Annotated in this window: 24 protein-coding genes; 20 read left to right on the top strand and 4 right to left on the bottom strand. The window is 61.3% G+C overall.

The window, feature by feature from the left end; all coding sequences use genetic code 11:
* The 16 genes from WEB61_RS08875 to WEB61_RS08800 all read left to right on the top strand — a co-directional run.
* A partial coding sequence (locus WEB61_RS08875; RefSeq protein WP_368063979.1) for an aromatic amino acid lyase occupies window positions 1-936 on the top strand: 936 nt, incomplete at its 5' end.
* Window positions 933-1,352 carry an acyl-CoA thioesterase gene (locus tag WEB61_RS08870; RefSeq protein ID WP_368063978.1) on the top strand — a complete coding sequence of 140 codons (420 nt, stop codon included), beginning with the start codon at window positions 933-935 and terminating at the stop codon, window positions 1,350-1,352. The genes WEB61_RS08875 and WEB61_RS08870, both read left to right, overlap by 4 nt.
* On the top strand, window positions 1,349-1,918 hold the full coding sequence (locus tag WEB61_RS08865; protein WP_368063977.1) for an outer membrane lipoprotein carrier protein LolA: 570 nt from the start codon (window positions 1,349-1,351) through the stop codon (window positions 1,916-1,918). The genes WEB61_RS08870 and WEB61_RS08865 overlap by 4 nt, the downstream gene beginning before the upstream one ends.
* Window positions 1,915-4,149: an MMPL family transporter gene (locus WEB61_RS08860; RefSeq protein WP_368063976.1), complete on the top strand. Its 2,235-nt coding sequence runs from the start codon at window positions 1,915-1,917 to the stop codon at window positions 4,147-4,149. The genes WEB61_RS08865 and WEB61_RS08860 overlap by 4 nt, the downstream gene beginning before the upstream one ends.
* Window positions 4,139-5,359 carry an NAD(P)/FAD-dependent oxidoreductase gene (locus WEB61_RS08855; RefSeq protein ID WP_368063975.1) on the top strand — a complete coding sequence of 407 codons (1,221 nt, stop codon included), beginning with the start codon at window positions 4,139-4,141 and terminating at the stop codon, window positions 5,357-5,359. Before WEB61_RS08860 ends, WEB61_RS08855 begins: the two co-directional genes overlap by 11 nt.
* Window positions 5,350-5,922, top strand: coding sequence for a DUF3261 domain-containing protein (locus tag WEB61_RS08850; RefSeq protein WP_368063974.1), 573 nt, complete (start codon window positions 5,350-5,352; stop codon window positions 5,920-5,922). Before WEB61_RS08855 ends, WEB61_RS08850 begins: the two co-directional genes overlap by 10 nt.
* Complete coding sequence (locus WEB61_RS08845) at window positions 5,919-7,094, top strand: beta-ketoacyl-ACP synthase (protein ID WP_368063973.1); 1,176 nt, start codon at window positions 5,919-5,921, stop codon at window positions 7,092-7,094. The genes WEB61_RS08850 and WEB61_RS08845 overlap by 4 nt, the downstream gene beginning before the upstream one ends.
* Entirely contained in the window at window positions 7,091-7,552 is a 462-nt protein-coding gene (locus tag WEB61_RS08840; protein ID WP_368063972.1) for a hypothetical protein, read from the top strand. Before WEB61_RS08845 ends, WEB61_RS08840 begins: the two co-directional genes overlap by 4 nt.
* Complete coding sequence (locus WEB61_RS08835; RefSeq protein ID WP_368063971.1) at window positions 7,549-8,286, top strand: 3-ketoacyl-ACP reductase FabG2; 738 nt, start codon at window positions 7,549-7,551, stop codon at window positions 8,284-8,286. The genes WEB61_RS08840 and WEB61_RS08835 overlap by 4 nt, the downstream gene beginning before the upstream one ends.
* Window positions 8,286-9,503 (top strand): beta-ketoacyl-ACP synthase, encoded by a 1,218-nt coding sequence (locus WEB61_RS08830; protein WP_368063970.1) that lies wholly within the window; start codon window positions 8,286-8,288, stop codon window positions 9,501-9,503. The genes WEB61_RS08835 and WEB61_RS08830 overlap by 1 nt, the downstream gene beginning before the upstream one ends.
* A gap of 84 nt (window positions 9,504-9,587) precedes the next feature.
* Entirely contained in the window at window positions 9,588-10,217 is a 630-nt protein-coding gene (locus tag WEB61_RS08825) for a trimeric intracellular cation channel family protein (RefSeq protein WP_368063969.1), read from the top strand.
* Between the two features lie 377 nt (window positions 10,218-10,594).
* Window positions 10,595-11,719 (top strand): mechanosensitive ion channel family protein, encoded by a 1,125-nt coding sequence (locus WEB61_RS08820; RefSeq protein ID WP_368063968.1) that lies wholly within the window; start codon window positions 10,595-10,597, stop codon window positions 11,717-11,719.
* Window positions 11,720-12,095: 376 nt separating this feature from the next.
* A complete protein-coding gene (locus WEB61_RS08815) occupies window positions 12,096-12,908 on the top strand; it encodes a class I SAM-dependent methyltransferase (protein WP_368063967.1) in 813 nt (270 codons plus the stop codon).
* Window positions 12,895-13,734, top strand: a complete 840-nt coding sequence (locus WEB61_RS08810) for a cyclopropane-fatty-acyl-phospholipid synthase family protein (RefSeq protein ID WP_368063966.1) — start codon at window positions 12,895-12,897, stop codon at window positions 13,732-13,734. Before WEB61_RS08815 ends, WEB61_RS08810 begins: the two co-directional genes overlap by 14 nt.
* Window positions 13,735-13,963: 229 nt before the next feature.
* The gene (locus WEB61_RS08805; RefSeq protein ID WP_368063965.1) at window positions 13,964-14,674 is read left to right on the top strand and encodes a hypothetical protein; all 711 of its coding nucleotides are present in this window, start codon (window positions 13,964-13,966) and stop codon (window positions 14,672-14,674) included.
* Window positions 14,675-14,740: 66 nt separating this feature from the next.
* The gene (locus tag WEB61_RS08800; RefSeq protein WP_368063964.1) at window positions 14,741-16,408 is read left to right on the top strand and encodes a Na/Pi cotransporter family protein; all 1,668 of its coding nucleotides are present in this window, start codon (window positions 14,741-14,743) and stop codon (window positions 16,406-16,408) included.
* Between the two features lie 6 nt (window positions 16,409-16,414).
* Here WEB61_RS08800 and WEB61_RS08795 read toward each other — a convergent pair whose 3' ends face one another.
* The gene (locus tag WEB61_RS08795) at window positions 16,415-17,290 is read right to left on the bottom strand and encodes an alpha/beta fold hydrolase (protein ID WP_368063963.1); all 876 of its coding nucleotides are present in this window, start codon (window positions 17,288-17,290) and stop codon (window positions 16,415-16,417) included.
* 72 nt (window positions 17,291-17,362) lie between these two features.
* Window positions 17,363-19,588, bottom strand: coding sequence for a transglycosylase SLT domain-containing protein (locus WEB61_RS08790; protein WP_368063962.1), 2,226 nt, complete (start codon window positions 19,586-19,588; stop codon window positions 17,363-17,365).
* A 362-nt stretch (window positions 19,589-19,950) separates the two neighbouring features.
* On the opposite strand from WEB61_RS08790, the gene dapA reads away from it, so the two are divergent.
* Together dapA and smpB are read left to right on the top strand one after the other, a co-directional pair.
* The gene (gene dapA / locus WEB61_RS08785; protein WP_368063961.1) at window positions 19,951-20,826 is read left to right on the top strand and encodes a 4-hydroxy-tetrahydrodipicolinate synthase; all 876 of its coding nucleotides are present in this window, start codon (window positions 19,951-19,953) and stop codon (window positions 20,824-20,826) included.
* 27 nt (window positions 20,827-20,853) lie between these two features.
* Window positions 20,854-21,351 (top strand): SsrA-binding protein SmpB, encoded by a 498-nt coding sequence (gene smpB, locus WEB61_RS08780; protein ID WP_368063960.1) that lies wholly within the window; start codon window positions 20,854-20,856, stop codon window positions 21,349-21,351.
* On the opposite strand, the gene WEB61_RS08775 is transcribed toward smpB, so the two are convergent.
* Together WEB61_RS08775 and WEB61_RS08770 are read right to left on the bottom strand one after the other, a co-directional pair.
* On the bottom strand, window positions 21,348-22,028 hold the full coding sequence (locus WEB61_RS08775) for a uracil-DNA glycosylase (protein WP_368063959.1): 681 nt from the start codon (window positions 22,026-22,028) through the stop codon (window positions 21,348-21,350). The genes smpB and WEB61_RS08775 overlap by 4 nt on opposite strands.
* Window positions 22,000-22,620, bottom strand: a complete 621-nt coding sequence (locus tag WEB61_RS08770) for an NYN domain-containing protein (protein ID WP_368063958.1) — start codon at window positions 22,618-22,620, stop codon at window positions 22,000-22,002. The genes WEB61_RS08775 and WEB61_RS08770 overlap by 29 nt, the downstream gene beginning before the upstream one ends.
* 144 nt (window positions 22,621-22,764) lie before the next feature.
* Between WEB61_RS08770 and folK the strand changes: the two genes are divergently transcribed.
* Window positions 22,765-23,349 carry a 2-amino-4-hydroxy-6-hydroxymethyldihydropteridine diphosphokinase gene (folK, locus tag WEB61_RS08765; RefSeq protein ID WP_368063957.1) on the top strand — a complete coding sequence of 195 codons (585 nt, stop codon included), beginning with the start codon at window positions 22,765-22,767 and terminating at the stop codon, window positions 23,347-23,349.
* Window positions 23,350-23,455: 106 nt separating this feature from the next.
* A partial coding sequence (gene rpoZ / locus WEB61_RS08760; RefSeq protein ID WP_368063956.1) for a DNA-directed RNA polymerase subunit omega occupies window positions 23,456-23,799 on the top strand: 344 nt, incomplete at its 3' end.

The raw sequence follows: 23,799 nt of genomic DNA, 5'->3' as shown, positions 1-23,799 counted from the left end.
CTCGGCGCGCTTGCCTTCGCAAGGGCGGCCTATCTTTCCCGTCTTTCCTCGCGCCTGACGTCGCTTGCCTGCCTGTCGCTGATGGGAAATCCGGCGCATTTCGACGAACGGCTTCACCGTGCCAAGCCGCATCCGGGTCAGATGCGCGTCGCCGCGCGCATCCGTGAAGATCTTGCTTCTTTCGCAAGCGGGCACGAGCCCTCGCGTCTCCAGGACCGCTATTCGATCCGTTGCGCGCCGCATGTCGTCGGCGTCCTCGAAGACATGCTGCCTGGCTTCCGCGACATTCTTGAAACGGAGATCAACAGCGCCAATGACAATCCACTGATCGATCCCGACAGTGGCGACATCCTGCATGGTGGCCATTTCTATGGCGGTCATGTCGCCTTCGTGATGGACAGCCTGAAGAATCTCGTCGCCAATATCGCCGACCTGATGGACAGGCAGATGGCGCTCCTCGTCGATACGCGCTTCAGCAACGGGCTGCCGTCCAATCTCTCCGGGGTCACGGGTCCGCGCGCCGCCATCAATCACGGGTTGAAAGCGCTGCAGATCGCAACCTCCGCATGGACCGCGGAAGCGCTGAAACTGACCATGCCCGCCAGTGTCTTTTCGCGGTCGACCGAATGTCACAACCAGGACAAGGTCTCGATGGGCACCATCGCCGCACGCGATGCGCTGCGGGTCATGGAGCTCACCGAACAGGTCGCGGCGGCGCATTCCATCGCCTGTATCCAGGCTCTTCGGCTGCGCCTCCGGAGCGGAGAGATTGCCGCAAAGGATCTCGAAGGCCCGCTTGCGGCCTTTGCCGGCATGCTGCAAGGGGCCGTTCCCTTCATCGAGGAAGACCGTCCGATCGATCTTCTGCTGGGCGAGCTTTGCGCGGGCATCGAGCACCGGGCATGGGCGCTGGACTGGACGGAGGCGGACCGGTGAAAGCGATCGTCACGGCCTCGGCCCTTTTCGATATTCATTTCTACGATCTCGATCCCATGAACATCGTCTGGCATGGCAACTACGCGAAATATTTCGAGCTCGGCCGCGTCGCCCTTCTCACCCGCATCGAATATGGCTACGGGGCCATGAAAGCCTCGGGCTATGCCTGGCCGGTCATCGACATGCATATCCGCTATTACCGTCCGCTTGAGCTCGGGCAGCGGGCGGAGGTGCTGGCCGGTGTCGTGGAATGGGAGAACCGCCTTAAAATCGACTATCTGATCCGGGACCCTCATTCAGGACGGAAGATCACGCGCGGCCATACGGTGCATGTGGCGCTTGATATCGAAACGAAGGAAATGCAATGGGAAACGCCGCCGGTTCTGCGCGAAAAGCTTGCCCCGTGGCTGGCATGAGCCGCCTTTTCCTCCTTCCGGCCCTCATGGCGATCTCTCTCGCCGGTCCTGCCGGGGCGGCAACCTGTCCCGCGCCGGACACGCTTCGAGAAGACGCGGTGGAGCGGCGCTTCACGCAGGAGCGTCACATCGAAGGCATGTCGAAGCCGCTCCGGTCGGACGGTGTCCTGCGTGCCGATGAGGAGCGGATCGTCTGGCACATGACGAGCCCCTTCGACGTCGAGACGGTTATCACAGCCGATGGCATCACCGAATCCGTCGATGGCGGGACACCTCAACCGGTGAACGCGGGGCCGGCCAATATGGGCGCCGGCATTGCGCGCTCGGCGGCCGCGCTGATGCGGGGCCAGTGGGACGAACTTCGCACGCTTTTCAACGTTTCTTCCCCGGCGGTGCTGGAGAGCGGCGATTGGGAAATACTTCTGACGCCGCTTCAGGACCGGATGAAATCCGCCATCGGCACGATCAGGGTTCAGGGCTGCACCGAGGTGGTACGCGTCGAGATCGGCGGGGCGGGCGGCGATCGCCAGGTGATCGACTTCTCGTCTGCGGACGATGCGTCATGAGGCTGGCGCGATGGCCGGCGGTGCTGATCGGCTTCGGCTTTATCGTCGCTCTTCTCTTCTCCGCATGGCGCATCGAGGGGGCGATCGATACGGACATCATCTCGCTGCTGCCGGCGGATACGCATGATGCCGTACTCGCGGCAGCGGTGACACGCGCTAATGATGTGGCTTCCAACAGGGTCGCTTTCGCGATTGAAGGGGGCGACGCCGTCACCCGTCGTACCGCGCTCGCCGAATTGTCGGATGCGCTCACCGCCACCGGCCATTTCCGGGCCGCCGATACCGATGGCGAGACGCTGTGGCGATGGTTCTTTGCGCATCGCGCATCGCTTCTCTGCCCGGCGGACCGCGCGCGGCTCGAGGCGGGCGAGGGCAAGGTGATTGCGGACGAGGCATTGCGCCAATGGTATGCCCCTTCGTTGGTCGGCATGGGCGGGCTGTTGAAAAGCGATCCCTTTCTCCTCACCAACCGTCTTCTCGGCTGCCTGCTTCCGGGTTCCCTTGCCCGCGCCGCGCCATCGGCGGAAATCCTGTCGGGCAGCATTGCATCCTCGGTCTTCCGCATCGATGTCCAGGACGGGATCGGGAGCGCGGTTGCGAACTGGCGGACGACATGGGAGCCGCAGGGGCTCGTGCTGTCGCGCGGTGGCGCCGTCTTTCACGCGGCTCATGGTGCGGCCCAGGCGCGCATTGAAATGTCCGTCATTGGCGGCGTCACGCTCGTCGCGATCCTGCTTCTCTACTGGCTGATGTTCCGCTCGCTCCGTGCGCCCGTGCTCGCGCTTCTGATGGTCGTCTATGCGCTTGTGACGGGCCTCGCCGTCACGCTGCTCGTTTTTGGCGGCATCCATGTCATGGCGCTCGTCTTCGGGGCGGCGCTGATCGGCATGGTGGTCGACTACACGACCTATTATCTCGTCACCGGTATTGGCGATGTGCAGACCGGCAGGGCGGAGCGGCGGGCGCGTCTCTTCAAGCCGCTGACGCTCGGCATGCTGACATCGATCGGTGCCTTCGCGGCGCTGCTCGCCTTCCCCGTTCCGGCCTTCCGTCAGGTCGCCGTCTTCGGCATGTCCGGCCTCTTCGCCGCATGGCTCGGCACGCTCTGGCTCGTGCCTCTCATCGAGGGCGGGCGCATGACGACCGGGCCCGGCGCGGCGTGGATTGCGCGCCATGCGGGACGGTATTTGGCCCGGACGCCCGGTGCCCTCTGGCGGGTAGGCGCCGTCCTTGCCGTCGTCGCCATCCTCGCGCTTGGCTGGCGCTTTGGCGGTATTCTCGACGATGTCCGCGGGCTGCAATCGCCATCGTCCGTTCTTGCGGCGGAGGAGGCGCGGCTTCGCGAACTCACCGGCTTTGCGCCGTCGAGTGCCTTCATTCTGGTGCGGGGAAATTCGGCCGGCGAGACGGCGCGGCATGAAGAGGAGCTGCTGGCTAGTCTCTCTCCCGAAGACCGGGACGCGGTCATCCTGGCTCCAAGCCGCATCGATCCCTCGCCCGAGGCCCGGGCGCGCGATACGGATCTTCTCCAGAGGCGCCTCTTCGTACCGTTCCTGCCCGGGCTCACGGCGGAACTCGGTTCCGGCAGCCCGGACGCCTATGCGGATGCGGAAAGCGGCGATGCCGCGCTTCCAGCCCTCATCGCGTCGCTGAGAGGTGAAACCGGCGGCACGCACTGGTCCCTTCTGCCGGTTTCCCGCACCGTAGCAGTGCCGTCGCAGGGTGGTGGCGACGCGCAGTTCGTCGATCCGGCGGACCTTTATTCCGCGCTTTTTGGCGAATATCGCCGTCTTGCGACCCTCGGTGTCGCTGCCGCCTGCTTCATGACGGGCCTCATGCTGCTCGTCATATATCGCGAAGTCTCCGCGCTTCGGGTGCTCCTGCCGGCGCTTCTCGCTGTCCTGGCGACACCCGCCATCGTCATGCTGCTTGGTCTGCCTTTTTCCTTTTTCTCCGCCATGGGCCTCTTTCTGGTGGTGGGCGCCGGTGTCGATTACGCGATTTTTCAGCGGGAACATCCGGACGAGAATGGTAAATGGACCCGGGTCGGCATTGTGCTGGCGGCGCTGATGACCTGTATCTCGGTCGGTCTTCTCGGTCTAAGTTCGGTCTTGCCCGTCAGGAGTTTCGGCGTCACCGTGGCGGTGGGGATTTTCGTGTCGCTGGCGCTCTCGCCCCTCGCAAGGGGGCGGCGGGCCGGCGCTTCGAGTGGGGAAGAAATTGCGTCCTGATGTTGTGATCATCGGTGCCGGGCCTGCGGGCTCGGTCGCGGCGGCCATGCTCGCCGATGCCGGTTTTTCGGTCGAGGTGCTGGAGCGGGTTCATTTTCCACGCTTCTCCATCGGCGAAAGCCTGTTGCCGCAGGCGATGGAATGGCTCGCCGAAGCCGATCTGCTGCGCGATGTGGTCGAGGCCGGTTTCCAGCACAAGAACGGCGCGATCTTTCGCTGCGGCGACAAGGAAGAGAGTTTCGACTTCCGGGCGAAAAGCGCCGGCGGCTGGGGCACCACTTTCCAGGTCCGTCGCGACAAGTTCGACGATCTTCTCGCGCGCGGTGCGGCGCGCAAGGGGGCGAAGATTTCCTTCGGACAGACGGTCGTCGCGATGCGGCCGGACCCCGTCGCTCCCGGTCTCACGGTCCGCGACGAGGCGGGGAACGAGCGCGACATCACCGCTCGTTTCGTCCTCGATGCCAGTGGCTTCGGTCGCGTGCTGGCGCGGCTTCTCGATCTCGAATCGCCGACCAGCTTTCCGAACCGGATGTCGATCTTCACCCATGTCGAAGACAATATTTCTCCCCAGGATTATGACCGCAACAAGATCCTGATCACGGTCAATCCCAACAATTCCGAAATCTGGTACTGGCTCATCCCGCTCGCCGACGGCCTCTGCTCCATGGGCGTGGTCGGGAAGCCGGAAGATCTGGCGCCCTATGGCACCACGCGCGAAGAACAGCTCGCCGCGCTGGTCGCCGAATCCGGTCTCATGGCCGATCTGCTGGTAAAGGCGCGGCGCGTGCGCGACGTCGGCGAGATTTCCGGCTATGCCTGCCGCGTCAGCAGCCTCACCGGTCCCGGCTATGCGCTGCTTGGCAATGCCGGCGAATTTCTCGACCCGGTATTCTCGTCGGGTGTCACCATCGCGCTCAAATCGGCGTCGCTTGCCACGCATGTACTGGTGAAGCAGTTGAACGGCGAGGCGGTGGACTGGGATGGGGAATTCGCGCGGCCGCTCGCCCGCGGCGTCGAAACCTTCCGTGCCTATGTCAGCGGCTGGTATGACGGTTCGCTGCAGAAGGTGATTTTCAATCAGCCCGCGAATGAAAACCAGGTCAAGAAGCTGATCACCTCCGTGCTCGCGGGCTACGCCTGGGATGACACAAATCCCTTCGTTCGCGAGCCGGGCAAATATCTCAAGATGGTGGAAGAGTTGTGCGGTTAGGCTGGCTGGTTCTTCCGGCGCTGCTCTTCCTTGCGGGATGTGCGGCCAGCGCGCCCGGTTTGCCCGTGCGGGAGGAGATTGCGCCCGGCGTTTCGCTCACTCTGCCGTCCCGCCCGCCCTTCGGCACGGAAGCGAATGCAACGCAGCTTGTGCGCGCGAGCTATGGCGGACGGAATGATCGCTTCCAGGCCGCCGTCGAAACGACACCGCTTCGCTTTGCGCTTGCGATGACGGTGCCGTCCGGTCCGCGCCTCATGACGATCGAATGGCATGAGGGGGCCGTGGTTGTCCGGAACGGCATCGCGCCCCGGGGCCTGCCTGCCCGCCGTCTCCTCGCCGATTTCATGCTGGTCTATGCCTCGGACGAGGCCCTGCGCGCGGCCCTTTCCGGCGGCGATCTCATTGTCTCGGGAAGCGGCGCCCGGCGGATCTTCCGCAATGGCGAACTTCTCGTCGAAGTGAGGCGTCCCACCGGCAATGTCTGGGAGGGCCCGGCGCGGCTCCGCAATTTCGCCTATGATTACGAACTCGCCATCGATAGTCACTGGGTCGCGCCGCAATGAAGAACCCCGCTGTCTATATCGCGGCTTCCTCGGCAGCGAACGCGCTCGGCGCGGATTGGGACAGCGTCGCGGATGCGCTTTTCGCAGGGGATCCTGCAGGGCTCGATCAGACCGAGGCCATTGCGGACGGCCGCACGCCGCCGGTCGGTCGCCTGCGTTTCGACCCCGGCGCGTTGCCGGCGGCCTTCGCCGATTGGGACAGCCGCAACAACCGCCTTGTCCATCATTGCCTGACGCCGCTTCTGCCCGTCATCGCCGAGGCGGTCTCGACCTTCGGTGCGCCGCGCGTCGGCGTCGTCATCGGCACCAGCACGTCGGGCATGGAAAGCTGGGAGACGGCACTTGTCCGGCGCCTCACGACGGATACGTGGCCGAACGATTTTCAGTTTCCGCGCCATGAACTCGGCGATCCCGCCGCCTTTGTCGGGGCTGTGACGGGTGCCGCCGGTCCCTGCTACGGCGTCTCGACTGCCTGCACCTCCGGCGCCAAGGCGATCGTGGCGGCGGCGCGGCTCATCCAGGCGGACCTTTGCGACGTCGTCGTGACGGGCGGTGTCGACACGCTGTGCGGGTTGACGCTGAACGGTTTCTCGGTTCTCGATTCCATCTCGGCGGTGCGCTGCAACCCCTTCAGCACCAATCGCGACGGCATCAATATCGGCGATGGCGGCGCGCTCTTCGTGCTGGCGCGGACGCCGTCCGATATCCGTATCGCGGGCTGGGGCGAAAGTTCCGATGCGCATCATCTGAGTGCGCCCGATCCCGAAGGCAGGGGCGCCGCGTTCGCGATCGAACAGGCGCTCGCGCATGCCGGCATCGCGGTTTCCGATATCGCCTATCTCAATCTTCACGGTACGGCGACGCGGCTCAACGATGCGATGGAGGCGGCCGTTACGCACCGGCTCTTCGGCCCCGATCTTCCGTGCAGTTCCACCAAGGCACTGACGGGCCATATGCTGGGCGCGGCCGGCTCCTGCGAGGCGGCCTTCATTTCCATGGCGCTGTCGCGGCGCGAGGCGCTGCCGCATCTCTGGGACGGCGAGGCCGATCCGACGCTTCCCGTCCTTCATCTCACCGACCGCGTTGGCGAGCGGGTCGATGGCCGGTATATGATGAGTTGTTCCTATGCCTTTGGCGGGAACAATCTGGCCCTTATCCTGGCGCGCGAATGATGTCCCGCTCCCTGCCGCAAATCGACAACCTCGTAAGGCACAGCGGCACCATGCTGCTGATCGACCGGCTGGTCGAGGCGTCCGACATTCATGCGGTCGCGGAGGTGACGATTTCGGAAGGCTCGACCTTCTACCGGGAAGGCTGCGGCGTGCCGGCCTATGTCGGCCTCGAATATCTCGCGCAGACCATCGCCGCCTATGACGGCGCGCTGCGTCATGTCACCGGTGCACCGCCCGAGATCGGATTTCTTCTCGGCACGCGGCGCTACAAGGCGGCGTGTGGCTATTTCACGATGGGCGAGACCTTGCGCATTCATGTCGACATGACCTTCAACGAAAACGGCATGGCCGCCTTTGACGGCGTCATTCGCATCGACGGCGAAGACCGCGTCACGGCGTCCATCAATGTCTACCGGCCCGAAGACGGCGTCTTCGACATGCCGCAGGAGATGTCATGAGCGACGCCGCGAAACGCCCCGTCCTCGTCACCGGTGCAAGCAAGGGCATCGGCCGCGCCATCGCCATCCGCATTGCGCGCGACGGCTTTCCCGTCACGGTTCATTACGGTTCCGACAGGGCGGGCGCCGATGAAACCTGCCGCACCATCGAGGCGGCGGGCGGCAGCGCGCGCATTCTCGGCTTCGACGTCTCCGACCGCGCCGCCTCTCTCGCGGCGCTCGAGGCCGAAATCGCGGCGAACGGCGCCTGGTGGGGCATCGTCCTCAATGCCGGCATTGCGCGCGACAACGCCTTTCCCGCGCTCACCGGCGAGGACTGGGACGGTGTCGTCGATACCAACCTCGGCGGCTTTTTCAATGTCGTGCATCCGCTCGTGATGCCGATGATCCGCCGCCGCGACGGCGGCCGCATCGTCACCATCTCGTCGGTCTCGGGCATCATCGGCAATCGCGGCCAGGTGAATTACAGCGCCGCCAAGGCCGGCATCATCGGCGCCACCAAGGCGCTGGCGGTCGAACTGGCGACGCGGAAGATCACGGTCAATTGCGTGGCGCCGGGCGTCATTGAAACTGCGATGATAGAGGACGCGCCCGTCGAGGAGATTCTCAAGATGATTCCGATGCAGCGCCTGGGGAAACCCGACGAGATCTCCGGCATCGTCGCCTTCATCCTATCCGACGAAGCCGGCTACATGACGCGGCAGGTCATATCGGTCAATGGGGGGATGTGCTGATGCGCCGCGTGGTCGTGACGGGCATGGCCGGGGTGACGCCCCTCGGCAGCGACTGGAGCGGCATTCGCGCCGACATGGCCGCTGGCCGCACGGGCGTGCGCTATATCGAGGACTGGGACAGGCTCGGTGACCTCCGGACGCGGCTTGGTGCCCCCGCCGGCCATTTCGAACATGAGAAGATTTTTCCCCGCAAGAAGATGCGCTCCATGGGCCGCGTCGCGGCACTTGCCGTGCATTCGGCCGAGCGCGCGCTCGCCCATGCGGGCCTCGCCGACGATCCGGTGCTCACCTCCGGCCGCACCGGCGTCGCCTTCGGCTCCTCCTACGGCTCGACAGAGGGCTTCGTCCATTTCATGGATACAGGCGTGGCGACGGGTCTCAGTGCCATGAGCTACATCAAGATGATGAGCCACACCGCCGCCATCAATATCGGCATCTTCTTCGGCTTGCAGGGCCGCGTCATCACCACTTCGTCGGCCTGCACCTCGGGCTCGCAGGCGATCGGCTATTCCTGCGAAGCGATCCGTTACGGCCATGCTGATGTGATGATCGCGGGCGGCGCGGAAGAACTTTGTCCCACCATGGCCATCGTCTTCGACACGCTTTTCGCCACCAGCTGCCACAATGACGCGCCGCATACGGCGCCCTGTCCCTATGACCGCGACCGCGACGGGCTCGTGATCGGCGAGGGCGCCGCCGCGCTCATCCTCGAGGAGCGCGAACATGCGATGGCGCGCGGCGCCACCATCCATGCAGAGATCGTCGGCTTCGGCACCAACATGGACGGTTCCCACGTCACCGACCCGAAATCGGAAACCATGGGCGGCGCGCTCCAGCTCGCGCTTGGCGATGCGGGGCTGCCGCCCGACGCCATCGGTTTCGTCAGCGGTCACGGCACCGCCACGCTGCAGGGTGACGTCGCCGAGACGGTCGCCACCTCGCGCATTCTGGGGCCCGCCGTGCCGATCCATTCGCTGAAGGGCTATTTCGGCCACACGCTCGGTGCCTGCGGCGCCGTCGAGGCATGGCTCACCATCGAGATGATGCGCGAGAAAAGCTTCGCGCCCAACGTCAACCTCACGAATGTTGACCCGAAATGCGGCGAGCTCGACTACATCGTCGGGAGATTCCGCGACATCGACGCCGAATACACAATGTCGAACAATTTTGCTTTTGGTGGCGTCAACACCTCGCTGATCTTCAAACGTTCGCTTTAGTTCCTCCGTCTGGTCGACGAGGCTCGAGTACACTAGGTTGGATGCTGCCATCTTGCCAGAACGAGTGTGGAAAGGTTGGATTCCATGACCCATCTTCATCTCCTGGTGTCGCTCCAATTTGTCGGCATTGCGGCTTTCGCTGTGTCGGGAGCGCTTGTTGCCGGCGAGCGGCAGATGGACTGGTTCGGGGTGATGGTGCTGGGCATTATCGTGGCCGTGGGTGGGGGTACGCTGCGGGATATATTGCTCGATGCACCGGTCTTCTGGATCGGCCAGTCCTGGTATGTCGCGGTGGCGGCCGCGGCAGCGCTCGCGGCGATCCCGGCTGCGCGCTGGGCGCAGAAAGCGCGCCGTCCGATTGCCGTTGCCGACGCTGTGGGGCTTGCTGTCTTTGTGGCACTGGGGACCCGAAAATCGCTCGAAATGGGCACATCGGGTTTTGTTGCAGTCATTATGGGTGTGGTGACCGGAATCGTTGGCGGCATTATCCGCGACGTTCTGGCCAACCGGACGCCAATTATCCTCAAGAAGGAAGTTTATGCACTGGCGGCACTAACGGGGGCGATGCTCTATGTCGCCGCCGACAGCTACGGCATTGGTTCTGTTCTCAGTCTCTGGGGAACGATCGGGGCAGTGCTCGGTATTAGATTGCTGGCGATCTTTTACGATTGGTCGATCCCGACTCTGACGATCAAGCCAGACCGCGATAGCTGAAATGCGGCGGTGCGGAACTTCCGTCATCAAGCTTCTTCCAGTCTCTATCTCGCTTGTTTTTTGCTTCTCGCGCCACCAGCGTCGGATGGAACAGCCAACGAATATCACATCTTCACATCCAGCATTGGATGGCATACCGGCATTGTCGTTGCCATAACCGACATTCCCGAGGGTCATGTTTCTGAGGCATCAGACTTCGCCGGGGTAGTCTATCTCGAATTCGATGGGGGACTCTGAGTTCTATTCGAAACTAGATCCAGGCATCAGTGCGGTCTTGCGCGCTCGAATGACAACTTTGCGTTGTCGGGCTGAGGCTTGTTCCCGCAGGGCAACGACCTAGTTCACTCACCGGATCATGTTTTTGGGTGAGGAACGATTTGTCCGAACGGCAGTTTGCACCATTCTATGAGGCTTTCGGCTGGATGCCGGTGTGGAGCACGACAGTTCTTCTGTTGACCCTGGCGCTGGCCGCGGCTGTGGCGATTCACTGGATTGCGTTGAGGTTGTTGACTGCTGCGTTCTCGCGCCGGGCTGTCTATGTACAGACCGTTCTCCGGCGAACACGAATGCTCACGCGTGCGGTCGTCGTTTTCGTCTTTGCAACTTTCGTTGTTCAGGCGGCTCCGCTCGCTGCGAGAGATCTTTCGATTCTGAGCGCGATTCTCACGGTGTGTCTTATTATTATCGTCGGATGGACCGCGATGATGGCAACGCATATTGCGAGCGATGTCTATGTGAGCCGGTTTCGGATCGATGTTGCGGACAATCTCCTGGCGCGCAAACACGTGACGCAGATTCGAATTTTGCGACGGGTTGCGATTACGCTCATTGCCATGCTGACTACCGGAACGGTATTGATGTCGTTCGAATCCGTTCAGCAATACGGCGTCAGTATTTTCGCATCGGCCGGCGCTGCGGGCCTTGTTCTCGGCTTTGCGGCGCGTCCAGTGCTCGAAAACCTCATCGCCGGTATTCAGATTGCGGTGACGCAGCCGATCCGCATCGACGATGCCGTTGTAATCGAGGGAGAGTGGGGGTGGATCGAGGAAATAACGGGCACTTATGTCGTGATCCGCATCTGGGACTGGAGGCGGCTGATCGTGCCGCTTTCCTATTTCATCCAGAATCCATTCACGAACTGGACACGCGAAAGCGCATCGATTATCGGCACGGTTTTCCTTCACGCCGATTACACACTGCCGGTCGATGAAATGCGAGGCCATCTGATCAAAATCGTCCGGGAGTTGCCGCTCTGGGATGGCAATGTCGCCAACGTTCAAGTGACAGATGCGACTGCACGTACGATTGAGATTAGGGCGCTGGTGAGCGCGCGAACATCGTCACAAGCGTGGGACTTGCGTTGCGAGGTGCGGGAGAAACTGGTGGCTTACCTTCGCGAGATGCATCCTGAGTCCTTGCCGCAAGTGCGCAGTGCCTCGATGAATCCGACGCTTGAGCGCGATGAGGACGGAATTGACGGTATCGTCGCTGATGGGCACTGATTTACATATGTGTGTTTGACTGAGGGACTGAAAATCCCCGCATTACAGGGATTTTTTTTAATGTGTCATGCGTGGTTGATCCGCGCTGTCAGCTTTGTTAGTTTGTTTTCGCTGAGTGGGCTTTTTTGTGCTGCGTGATACTGCGTGGTACGTGTCCTCAGTCTCGCCCCTGCGGCGTCTGTCGCTTTCGTCGCACGATTACTCGTCGGCTTCCATGGGGGGCGGCCCGTTTTCGTGCGTCTTGCGCGGTACTCTTGCGGGCACAAGAAACCGATTTCATAGGCGTCGGCTTGAATTTCGCCAACGTCGCAGGGCATTTGGCGGCAGCGGAAACGCGCGTGCGCAATGCACCTTTCATTTCCCAAAGGAAACTCCGATGAAACCACGCGCCAACCAGAAACAACAGTTCGGGGATGATCCGCTCGCGGTTCGCGAAACGGACCATTACAAGCAGGAATACGTCGAATCATTCGTCGAGAAATGGGATGACCTCATCGGATGGGAGAGCCGTGCCGAAAGCGAGGGACATTTTTTTATTGATATTCTGAAGGCCCGAGGCAAGCACAAGATTCTTGATGTGGCGACCGGCACTGGATTCAATTCCGTGCAATTGCTGAAGGCCGGTTTCGATGTAACGAGCGTCGACGGTAGCGCCGACATGCTTGCCAAGGCGTTTGCCAATGGGCGCGATCACGGTTTTGTTCTTCAGACAGTTCATGCCGATTGGCGATGGCTCAATAAAGACGTGCACGGAAAGTTTGATGCGATCATCTGCCTCGGAAATTCCTTTACGCATCTTTTCGAGGAAACCGACCGGCGGCGAGCCCTGGCTGAGTTCTATGCGGCGTTGAAGCATGATGGATTGCTGATCCTCGATCAGCGCAACTACGACATCATTCTCGACAAGGGGTTCAGCAGCAAGCACAAGTACTACTACTGCGGCGACAAGGTGACCGCAGAGCCGGAACATGTGGACGAAAGTCTTGCACGCTTTCGTTACGAATTTCCGGACAAGAGCGTCTACCACCTCAACATGTTCCCGCTTCGCAAGGACTATACGCGGCGGCTAATGCGTGAAGTCGGATTCCAGAAGGTCGTGACCTTCGGCGACTTCCAGGAAACCTACAAGGACGACGAGGCCGATTTCTTTATTCATGTTGCGGAGAAGACCTACAATGCCGAAGACTAGATCAGCCGCGGTAGCCCAGGCGGAGGCTTATTACGACAGTCCCGATGCAGACGCATTCTACTTTCATGTATGGGGTGGCGAGGATATCCATATCGGAATGTATGAGAACGACGACGAGCCGATCGTCGCCGCAAGCTACCGCAACGATGAAACATTGGCGGGGATGCTCAGAGGGCTTGGTGCCAGAGATCGCGTGCTCGATATCGGTGCGGGCTATGGCGGGGCTGCGCGCCACTTGGCAAAGACACGGGGGTGTCATGTCACCTGCGTCAACATCAGCGAAACGCAAAACCGGCTGAACCGCGATCTGACACGAAAGGCAGCTCTCGACGACCTCGTGGAAGTTTTGCATGGCGATTTCGAAAATATTCCGGCGCCAAGTAACAGCTTCGATGTCATCTGGTCACAGGATGCGATCCTTCACAGCGGTAACCGGCGGTGCGTGCTGGACGAAGTGAAGCGGGTGCTGAAGCCTGGCGGACAGTTCATCTTTACAGATCCGATGCAGGCGGATGACTGCCCCGAGGGTGTATTGCAGCCGATCCTCGATCGCATCCATCTCGAGACGCTCGGGAGCTTCGGGTTTTATGAGCGGGAGTTGACGGAGCGCGGTTTCCAGAAGCTTGAAGTCACGGAGCTGACCCACCAGCTTCGGCGGCACTATGCACGCGTCGCACGTGAACTAACCGACGGCTACGAGCGGCTTTCGAAGATCGCTTCCCGCGACTATCTCGACAACATGATCAAGGGTCTGGGTCACTGGGTTGACGGTGCCGACAAGGGGTACCTCGCCTGGGGCGTCATGCATTACCGCTTGGCAAAGTGATGCCGTGGGTCTAGATTTCCGGCCGCCGGATAAGTCCGGCACGAGGAGAGACAATGGCAGGCCTGTTTTTCGTTACCGGCGCATGGTGGACCACCTAGAGGGTGGCCCCGTTTCGTCGTCTGTCATTTGACCCGGACAAGGCCGCCCCAACTGGAGGCGGCCTTTTCGTTTGCGAAAGTCTCATCGAAAGCGCCTCCCGGATGCGGTTCCGGATTTAGAGGAGCTGAAGATGATCAAGGAAGCAAAGTATAGGCAATCGCCGGAGTTCGTTCTCGATGGTGTCGTGCCGTGGGGGCGGCGGCTCGGCGAGTACCGGGCGTTTTTTGCGCTCGACGATCTGGCCGACATTGGACCGGTGCTTGATGCTGGCGGCGGGCCGTCATCGTTTGCGGCAGAGGCGGCAAGGCTTGGGCTGCAGGTCGTTGCAGCCGATCCGATCTACGATTTTTCGGGTGAGGTGATTGCCGCACGTTTCGAAGCGACCGCTGTCGCTATGCGTGAGGGCATGCGCCGTGCGGCCTATCGCTTCAACTGGCGTTATTACGGATCGGAAGAGGCAATCCACAAGCTGCGACGCGAGGCGCTGTCGCTGTTTTTGGCCGATTTCGAGGCCGGCAAGAAGGAAGGGCGCTACATAACGGCGGCGCTGCCAAGGCTGCCGTTTATCGACGGCACATTCAAACTCGCGCTCTCGTCGCATTTTCTCTTTCTCTATGGCGATGCTCTCGACTTCGATTTCCATGTCGCGGCAATGTGGGAACTGCTGCGGGTGGCGGAGGAGGTGCGTGTCTTTCCCCTGTTCAACCTCGATGGCCGGCCGTCGAGCCATCTGCCGGGCGTCATGCGCGTGCTGGCCGCACAGGGCGCCCATTGTGCGCTACAGGAGGTGCCGTTCGAGTTCCAGAAAGGGGCAAGGCGAATGCTGAGCGTGCGACGATGAAACGCGGCCTCTTCCTTCGTTCGTGGAAGTGACGATAATCGGTGCCACAGGAGGAAATACGGGTTCATGAGCATCGAGAGCGCGACTGGTCTTTTGGGCGGCCTGGGTCTCTTTCTTGTTGGCATGTGGCTGATGACCGAAGGGTTGAAGGTCGCGGCCGGGCCATCGCTGAAGACGTTGCTTGAGAATTGGACCAATTCACGCGCGAAGGGGCTTGCCTCAGGCTTCGGGCTAACGGCGCTGTTGCAGTCGTCGAGTGCCGTGACGGTCGCGGCTATCGGCTTCGTCAATGCCGGTATGCTGACACTCGGTCAAGCCGTCTGGGTGATCTTCGGCAGCAATGTCGGCACCACCATGACCGGCTGGATCGTGGTCACCATCGGCTTCAACGTGAATATCGAATTCCTGGCGCTGCCGATGATCGGACTCGGGATGATCGTTCGACTGACGGCTCCAGGTACGGCGCGCGGCGCACTGGGCGAGGCATTGACTGGCTTTGGTCTCTTTTTTTTCGGCGTGGCGGTACTCAAGGAGACATTCGAGGGCATCGCGGCCGGCGTTCAAGTCGGGGCATTCGCTGGTGGCTTTTACCAGGATGTGCTGTTTGTCCTGGTAGGCTTTGCCGTCACCGCGATGGCACAATCCTCCAGTGCGTCGATCGCGGTGGCGCTCTCGGCCGTGTCGGGCGGATTGATCGGGATCGAGACTGGCGCTGCCATGGTGATCGGCGCCAATCTCGGCACGACCGTGACCGGCCTGCTGGCAGTTCTAAATGCGACATCGAGTGCGAAGCGCGTTGCGGCAAGTCATTTGATTTTCAATCTGACAACTGGCGCCATCGCGCTGCTAATTCTGCCGGGTTTCATGGCTGTTGTCGGTTGGATAGCGGCCGCCGATTGGTTCGAACCGGGTCCGGCGACCGTCTTGGCGCTTTTTCACACGCTGTTCAACGTTTTTGGTGTTGTCCTTTTTTGGTTCGTTGCGGACCGATTGATCCGCTGGCTCGAAGCCAGATTTGTATCGGAAGAGGAAAACGAAGCACGTCCTCGACACCTCGATCAGACGCTGCGCGACATACCATCACTTGCAGTGCCGAGCCTGCTGCTTGAATTGCGGCGGCTGGGCACAATCGTGACAGATGCGGCCGCACGCTACCTGCAAAGCCCGACCGACCAGGCTGGGTATATCCGTCGTCGGTCGGCCGTGGCGACAAACCTTTCAGGATCGGTAAGGGATTATGCGGCAGCGCTGTCGGAGGCACGGCTGCCTGCAGGTTTGCCCGATGCGCTCGCTCACATTTTGCGTGCGCTTCAACACTACAATGGCGCTATTCACGAGTTGCAGGGGTTGATGACCTATGCGACGGCGGAGGCGCGGCTGCCGGAACGCGCGCGAGAGGGTATTGTGCGGTACAGGGCGGCATTGGCAGAGTTCCTGGTTGATCAACGAACGCAATCCGACCATGCCGACGGGGAGTGGCTGGCCGCGAAGGCGCGGGAATTCGAAGATCAATATCAGGCGACGAAACAGGGGGTTCTTTCGGCGGCATCGCGGGGCGATTTTGTTCATCTTGCCTACCTCGACGACGCCATGCGCGAAGCCGATCTCGTACGGCGTATCGCACATCATGCGGTCCGGGCCGCAATGCGACTGCAAGCGGCGCAGGAAATCGTGACGGCGCCGATCGAGCCTCCGCGAGACGGTGCAGCCGCTGAGATCGGGCGTAACGAATGACGACGGTCAGGCAATGTCGTTCAACAGGAAATCGTCGATCGCGGCAAGCACTTCCGGTTCATCGAGAAAGGGGGCGTGGCCACGGTCACGGGCGATGACGGATTTCAAGCATGGATGTTCTGCCGCCATACGGCCGACGATTTCGGCCGTCAGCAAATCCGAGTATTCACCCCGGATGACCAGAACCGGCATTTGAGCCAATGCCTTGAACTGGGGCCAGAGGGTTGGCGCCTCGCCCTTTGTCGTTTCCATACCTTTGCGCATCGCCGTTCCTATTTTCGCGTCGTAGTCGAGCTTCGGTGCGCCGTTTTCTTCGGCGAAAGTTCGGTGCGCGAAGGCGCGCCATTGTTCGGCCGACAGGTTCGGAAACTCGCGCTCGTTCATCATGCGCAGTTTTACGGCCGCCTCGTCCCATGTGGTGGGCGTTTCCATGACGCCGACATAGCCGGCGATGCGCGCGATGCCTCGCGGGTCAGCCTCGGGACCGATATCATTCAGCACCGCCCCCTTGATGACGTTGGGACGGAAGGCGGCGAGCAGCATCGCGACCATACCGCCGCGCGATGTGCCGATGAAAACAGCTTGCGGAACGCCGGCCGCGCCCATCAGATCGAGGGTATCCATCATTTCATGGATGGGCGTGTAGTCGTCCCATTTATCGCAATATTGCGAGCGGCCGCGGCCGCGAAAATCGGGACAAAGCACGCGGTGACGTTTGGAAAGGTGCGTTGCCAGCGGTTCGAAGTCTTTTGAGTTGCGTGTCAGGCCCGGCAGACAGACGATTGGTACACCCTTCGCCGTGCGCTCACCATAGTCGAGCGCAAAGAGCTTTAGGCCATCCTGACTGGTGTAAAAGATTTCACGAATGGGCGGCTTTGCCATGTTTGTCTCCGGTCGCGTGGGTGAGGATCATGGTCGAGACGCGGCGACGCGGCAAGGCGCGATACAAGAAAGCTAGCGGACGGCGGAAACCTCTTCATCCTCCACGACCGGTGACATGGCGGCGGTGCCGGTCGGCGGCGCAGCTGGTGACGGTGCGGTAGACCCGCTGGCCGGCGTCGACGCGGGGGGAGGAGCCAGCGGCACACTGGACGGTCGTGGCGTCGGCGCGGGTGTCGCGAATGGCGTGCCGCTGTGGCGGCGCAAATCGCCTTCAATGCGTGTCTGTTGAGCCTCGCCGGCCAGACGGCCTCGATAGACCTCCAGATTCTCGATGACACGCTGCACGTAGTTTCGCGTTTCCGAGAAGGGAATGGTCTCGATCCAGTCGATGGGATCGACTGCACTGGAGCGTGGATCGCCGAACTGGTTAACCCATTGGCGTACGCGCGATCCACCCGCGTTGTAGGCGGCAATACTCATGATGTATGAGCCTGCAAAGTCGTTTTCGATCAGATCGCCGAGATGTGCCGCACCAAGCGTCGCGTTGTAGACTGGATCTGTCAGTTGGTTCGCCGCATAAGGCATGCCGATCTGCCGAGCGACAATACGTGCCGTGCCCGGCATCAATTGCATCAATCCGCGCGCGCCCGCCGGGCTCAAGGCTTTTGGATCGAACTCGCTTTCCTGACGTGACAGGCCGTAGACCAGCGCCTTTTCGACGGGCGGACCCCTGTGCGTCCATTGTGGCATCAGCGTTGTTGGATAGGCATGGTCCGGAAGAATGATATTTCGTGACGCGGCGGCCTTTGCGATGCGCAGCGAGAGTTTCTGATCATCGAAGCTGCGCGCAAGATCCGATAAGGCGGCCAGCTCCGCCGGATCGGTCAGTGTATCGGCCAGATGCAACATGACCGACCAGCGAGTTTGCACGCGATCCAGATCCTGAAGAATGCGGGCGGCCCGAACCAGTTCGCGGCTGTCAAAACGTTGCCTGGCTTTGGCGGAGTGCGCTGGGTTTGACGGCAAATGCAGTTTTCCATCGCCATCCTTGCCGCTCAACGCGGCGGTCGCAAGTTGGCCGTAGAAGCTGACAGGATAGTTTGCTGCCTGACGGTAGTAGCCGATTGCAGCATCCTTGTTGCCGGTAGCGGCAGCGGCACGCCCGCTCCAATAGTAGGCGCGTGCCTTGCTGATGGGTGTCGAAACGCCATCGCTGAGCCGCTTGAAGTGATTGAGCGCGACATCGCTCTTGTTGAGAAATTGCAGAGCGATCCACCCGGCCATGAATTCGCCTTCGGCAAACTCGACGCCCTCGGTCAGACCGTGTGCAGCGCTGAGCTCATAGGCTTGCTGGTAGAGGCCACCGGAAAGAGCCTTTCGCGCCAGAATCTTGCGCTCCACCCACCAGATGTCCGGGCGGATCATCTGGTGCGCCTCGGTCGGTGCGGTCAGCAGTAGCGGAAGGGCGGTGTGATCATTGCCGCGGCGACGTTCGTAGCGCACCTGGTCGTAAAGCAGGCCCGGATCGGCCCGCAGCGCGACGGGTACACGTGACAATGCAGCGCTTGCCTGGCTGGAGCCCGCATTCAACTGGATGCGCGCGTCTGCCAGCGTGCGCGCATCCTGTCCGATAAGGTTGGCGGCGCTTTTGGCATCTGTCGTGCGTTGCTCCCACAGGAGGCGACTGAGGCGTGCCTTCTGTGTCTCGGCGTCGAAGTGGCTGCCATAGGAAGCCAGGAGCTCCTTCTGGCGCGCTGCCGAGAAATCATGATCGATCCAGCCACGCCGGATCCAGGTCACGCCTTCATTGGTCTTTCCTGTGTCGATCAGCGCCTTGCCGTACCGAATTTTGCCTTCGCCGGTGACCGGTGTATTGGCCGAGAACCAGGCCAAAACGTCGTTGTTCGACATGGGATAAGCGAGAAGCGCGTTCTCGGCGCGAAGGGCGAGGGTGGCAAGCCGCGGCCAGTCGGGATTTTGTTCCCGGAAGGTGGTGATTTCGGCGAAGGTCGAGCCACTGTTTTCGGCCTGCAGGCGTGTCCAGCGGATCAGTTTGGCAGCGAGGGGATCTGAGATACGCGCCGCATGCTGCCGTACGGCGACCCAGTTTGCCCTGTCGGCTTCGGCAAAAGCGTCACGCGCTGCGGTGAGATCGGCAGCGTTGAGTTGCGATATGGTGGGTTTTGCGGCCGTTGTAGCCGAAACGGTGGCGGAGGACGCGGCGCTTAGCGCCGGTTTCCGAGCTTCAGGCCGGGACAGCGGCACCGTCGTTGCCGCAACGGTCGTCGCGGTCAGCATCAGGCATGCGAGGGCAATCGACGCTCCCCACCCGCACTTATTCAGACCAAATCCCGTGTCGTGTGCCACAACGTGTTTCCAAAACTCCAGAGGCACGCGGCCGGTCGAAGTAAGTCCCGCCATGGGGGCTCCTTACGGTCCGGGATTTCCGCACTGGGACATCTGTGGCGGGCAGCCTCTGCACCACGGATTATCCACTATCGAGACTACCTATGTGCTAACGCGCCCGGCAATAGACCACAAGCGCCAAGAGTGGCTGTTTTCTTGCCGCTGGCTTCGCTTATGGGTATCTTGCGCGCCTTCGGAGACAACCGAAGGAATTACCGCCAGCCGGCAGCCCGGGTGGCATTGGAGCCAAAGCCATGTTCAAGGGATCGTATGTCGCGCTCATAACGCCGTTTCGGGACGGCGCGGTGGATGAGGCTGCGTTCGTTAAACTGGTCGAGTGGCAGATCGAGCAGGGCACGCATGGGCTGGTTCCCTGCGGTACCACGGGCGAATCGCCGACGCTGAGCCATGACGAACACAAGCGGGTGGTCGAGTTGTGCGTCAAGACGGCCCGGGGCCGCGTGCCGGTGATAGCCGGGGCGGGATCGAACAATACGCTCGAGGCGATCGAGCTGACCCGGTTTGCCAGCAAGGTTGGTGCAGACGCCGTGTTGAGCGTGACGGGCTACTACAACAAGCCCTCGCAAGAAGGCATTTATGCACACTTCAAGGCGATCAACGACGCGGTCGATATTCCAATTGTATTGTACAACATTCCCGGCAGGACCATCGTCGATATCAGTCTCGAAACGATGGTGCGGCTTTTTGCGTTGAAGAATGTCATTGGCGTCAAGGATGCAACGGCCAATCTCGCGCGGGTCAGCCTGCAACGGCAGGCGATGGGACCAGATTTTTGTCAGTTGTCGGGTGAGGACGCCACGGCGCTCGGCTTCAATGCGCATGGTGGTGTCGGCTGCATTTCGGTGACGGCCAACATTGCGCCCGCGCTTTGCGCGCAGTTCCAGGACACGACGCTCGCGGGTGATTTCGGGAAGGCTCTCGACATCCAGGACCGGCTGATGCCGCTTCATCATGCGCTGTTCCTTGACCCCAACCCGGCGCCAGCCAAGTTTGCCGCCAGTCTGCTCGGGCTTTGTGCCAATGAGTTGCGTTTGCCGTTGACACAGGCATCCGGTGCCACCGAGCAAAAGGTTCGGGAGGCCATGCGGGCCGCCGGGCTGATTAACTGAGACGGCCGAAAGAGAGGCCGGAGAGCCATGTCCTCCAAGAGCGGTGGCGCCAAGAAAAAGGCCGGCGACGGTCGGAAGATCATTGCGGACAACCGCAAGGCACGCTTCAACTACAGCATCTCCGAAACATTCGAGGCTGGCATCGAGCTGAAAGGCTCGGAGGTCAAGTCGTTGCGGTTGGGGCAAGGCAGCCTCAACGAGGCCTATGCGCAAGCAACAAAGAGCGGGGAGATCGTTCTGGTCAACGCTTATATCCCCGTCTATCTGCAAGCCAACCAGTTTAATCACGAGACCCGTCGACCGCGGAAATTGCTGCTCCACAAGCGTGAAATCGAAAAACTTACCAATGCGATGCAACGGCAAGGCATGACTGTCGTGCCGCTCAGGATGTATTTCAACGAACGCAATATGGTGAAGGTCGAAATCGGATTGGCGCAGGGCAAAAAGCTCGCCGACAAGCGCGAGACTCTGAAAGAGCGAAGCTGGGAACGCGACAAGGCCCGGTTGCTTCGCGAGAAGGGTTAGTCGAGAAACTTCCTGATATCGCCGAAAACCGCGCGGAACATATCCTCGGTCAAGCGGCGCGTGTTGGTATTGTAGCGCGAGCAATGATAGCTATCGAAGAGGCGGAGATTGTCGCCTATGTCGTGCGCCGCCTGATGGCCGAACGCGGCCGATGAGCGTTTGAGTCCCTGCGCCGACAGCACTGCGTCGTGCGCGATGCGACCAAGCGCCAGTACGGCCTTGAGGCGAGGTAACGCTGCCATGCGGGCGGTCAGGAAGCCAAGGCAGGTCCGGGCTTCGGCCGGTGTCGGCTTGTTCTGTGGTGGGACGCAACGCACGGCGTTGGTGATCATCGCGTCGACGAGTTCAAGGCCGTCGTCCGGACGGGCCGCATAGACGCCCTTCGCAAACCCGAAATCCAGCAATGTCGCGTAGAGAAGATCGCCCGCGAAGTCGCCCGTGAAGGGACGGCCGGTGCGGTTTGCGCCTTGAACCCCTGGTGCAAGCCCGACAATTAGGAGGCGAGCATTCTCTGTCCCGAAGGAGGGTACCGGCGCGTTGAACCAGTCGGGATGTGCAGCGGCATTGTCGCGGCGATAGGCGACAAGACGCGGGCAAAGCGGGCAGTCGTGGGGCGCCTCTGCGGCGCTTGGCGTCAGCACAAGGGGCTTAGGCGCGCGCCGGCTGGCCGAGGCCATCATCGTCCTCGTCATCATACTCGTAGTCGACATCGTTACGCATCGTAGGTGCCGGACGGTCGGCGTGGGCGCGGCCGATGGTGTCCCGCATCGATTCGAGCTCAATGAACTGATCGGCCTGTCGGCGTAATTCGTCGGCGATCATCGGGGGCTGACTGCGCATGGTCGAGACGACCGTAACGCGCTTGCCTCGCCGCTGAACCGCGTCGACCAGGCGACGGAAATCGCCATCGCCGGAAAAGAGGATGAGGTGGTCGATCTTGTCGGCCAGTTCCAGCGCATCGATCGCCAACTCGATGTCCATATTGCCTTTCACCCGACGGCGGCCGTCGGGACCAGTGAATTCCTTGGCGGGTTTGGTGACGACCGAATAGCCGTTGTAGTCAAGCCAATCGATCAGAGGCCGGAGCGGCGAATATTCCTGATCTTCGAGCAGAGCCGTGTAGTAGAAGGCACGGATCAGCGTACCCTTGGCACGGAAATAATCGAGAAGGCGCTTGTAATCGATGTCGAAATTCAGACCTCGGGCCGCCGAATAGAGATTGGCACCGTCAATGAAAAGAGCCATGCGTTCATGCGCATAAAAGATCATCGAGAGACTCCTGTCTATTTATACGGTTGCGTCAAAAATTCGGCGATGGAATCGGGTGGCAGATCGCAACAATGCCAAAGCATTAAGGGCAAAGGCCGGAGTCCGGCAAGCCTTTCTGCCGAGTTTTCGTGAGGATTAAGTCCGATGAACGGTCTTGCCACCAGAGAGATAGGGCGACCATCCGCCGCGTCCACCAAGGTCCTGGTCGGACTGGGCGGCAATCTGGCGACCGCAGCGGGCGGACCACGACAGACGATCGAAGCGGCTCTGCAGATGATGCCCGCGTTCGGTATCCGGGTCTGCGAGCGGGCGCCGCTCTACAGAACGCCGGCGCTTTCGACTTATGTACAGCAAAAATACGTAAATACAGTGGTGGAGATCGAATCCGCGCTGCCGCCTGCGACATTGCTCGGACTCCTTCACCGGATCGAGGTCTTGTTTGAACGAGTCAGGCGTGATCGATGGGGGCCGCGTACGCTCGATCTCGACCTGCTGGACTATCGGGGCATGGTTATTCCGGCGGTCGGACCGAGGGGCCCCGAAGCGGGGGTTGGGCCGCTTCCGTTGGCTCTGCCGCATCCGGGATTAGCCGAGCGGGCCTTCGCATTGCTGCCGCTCCGGGACATTGTGCCGGGTTGGCGTCATCCCATGACCGGGGAGAGCGTCGAAACGTTGATTGGTCGTCTTCCAGCAGGTGCGCTACGCGAGGTCGAGCGGCTGGGGAGTTAAAATTGTCGCAGATTGAGTCCTAAATGCCTGTTCTTGCTTGCTTTCTGCTATTCTGCCCCCTACATAAAGGGCCAAATCAGGTTCCCGCCCATACTGGAGTTTTGCAATGGCCCGTGTGACCGTTGAAGATTGCGTCGACAAGGTTCCCAATCGTTTCGAGCTTGTCTTGCTCTCTGGGCACCGAGCCCGTGCCATGTCGGCCGGTGCGGAGCTTACGGTTGAGCGTGACAACGACAAGAATCCGGTGGTGGCGCTGCGTGAGATCGCCGAACGGACAGTCTTGCCGGAGGATTTGCGCGAAGATTTGATCGGCAGCATGCAAAGCCGTGTCGAGACCGAAGAGCCGGAAGTCGAGAACATGCAACTGCTGATCTCGGGTGAGGCGGCAGGCGAGGTGGCCGACACGTTTGGCGCGGCCGAAGGGTCCGCCGACCGCATGAGCGAGGAAGA

The sequence above is a fragment of the Parvibaculum sp. genome, from assembly GCF_040882025.1.
Lineage (GTDB): Bacteria > Pseudomonadota > Alphaproteobacteria > Parvibaculales > Parvibaculaceae > Parvibaculum.
The sequence above is the reverse complement of the archived record's forward strand: the minus strand, read 5'-3'. Positions and strand labels throughout refer to the sequence as shown.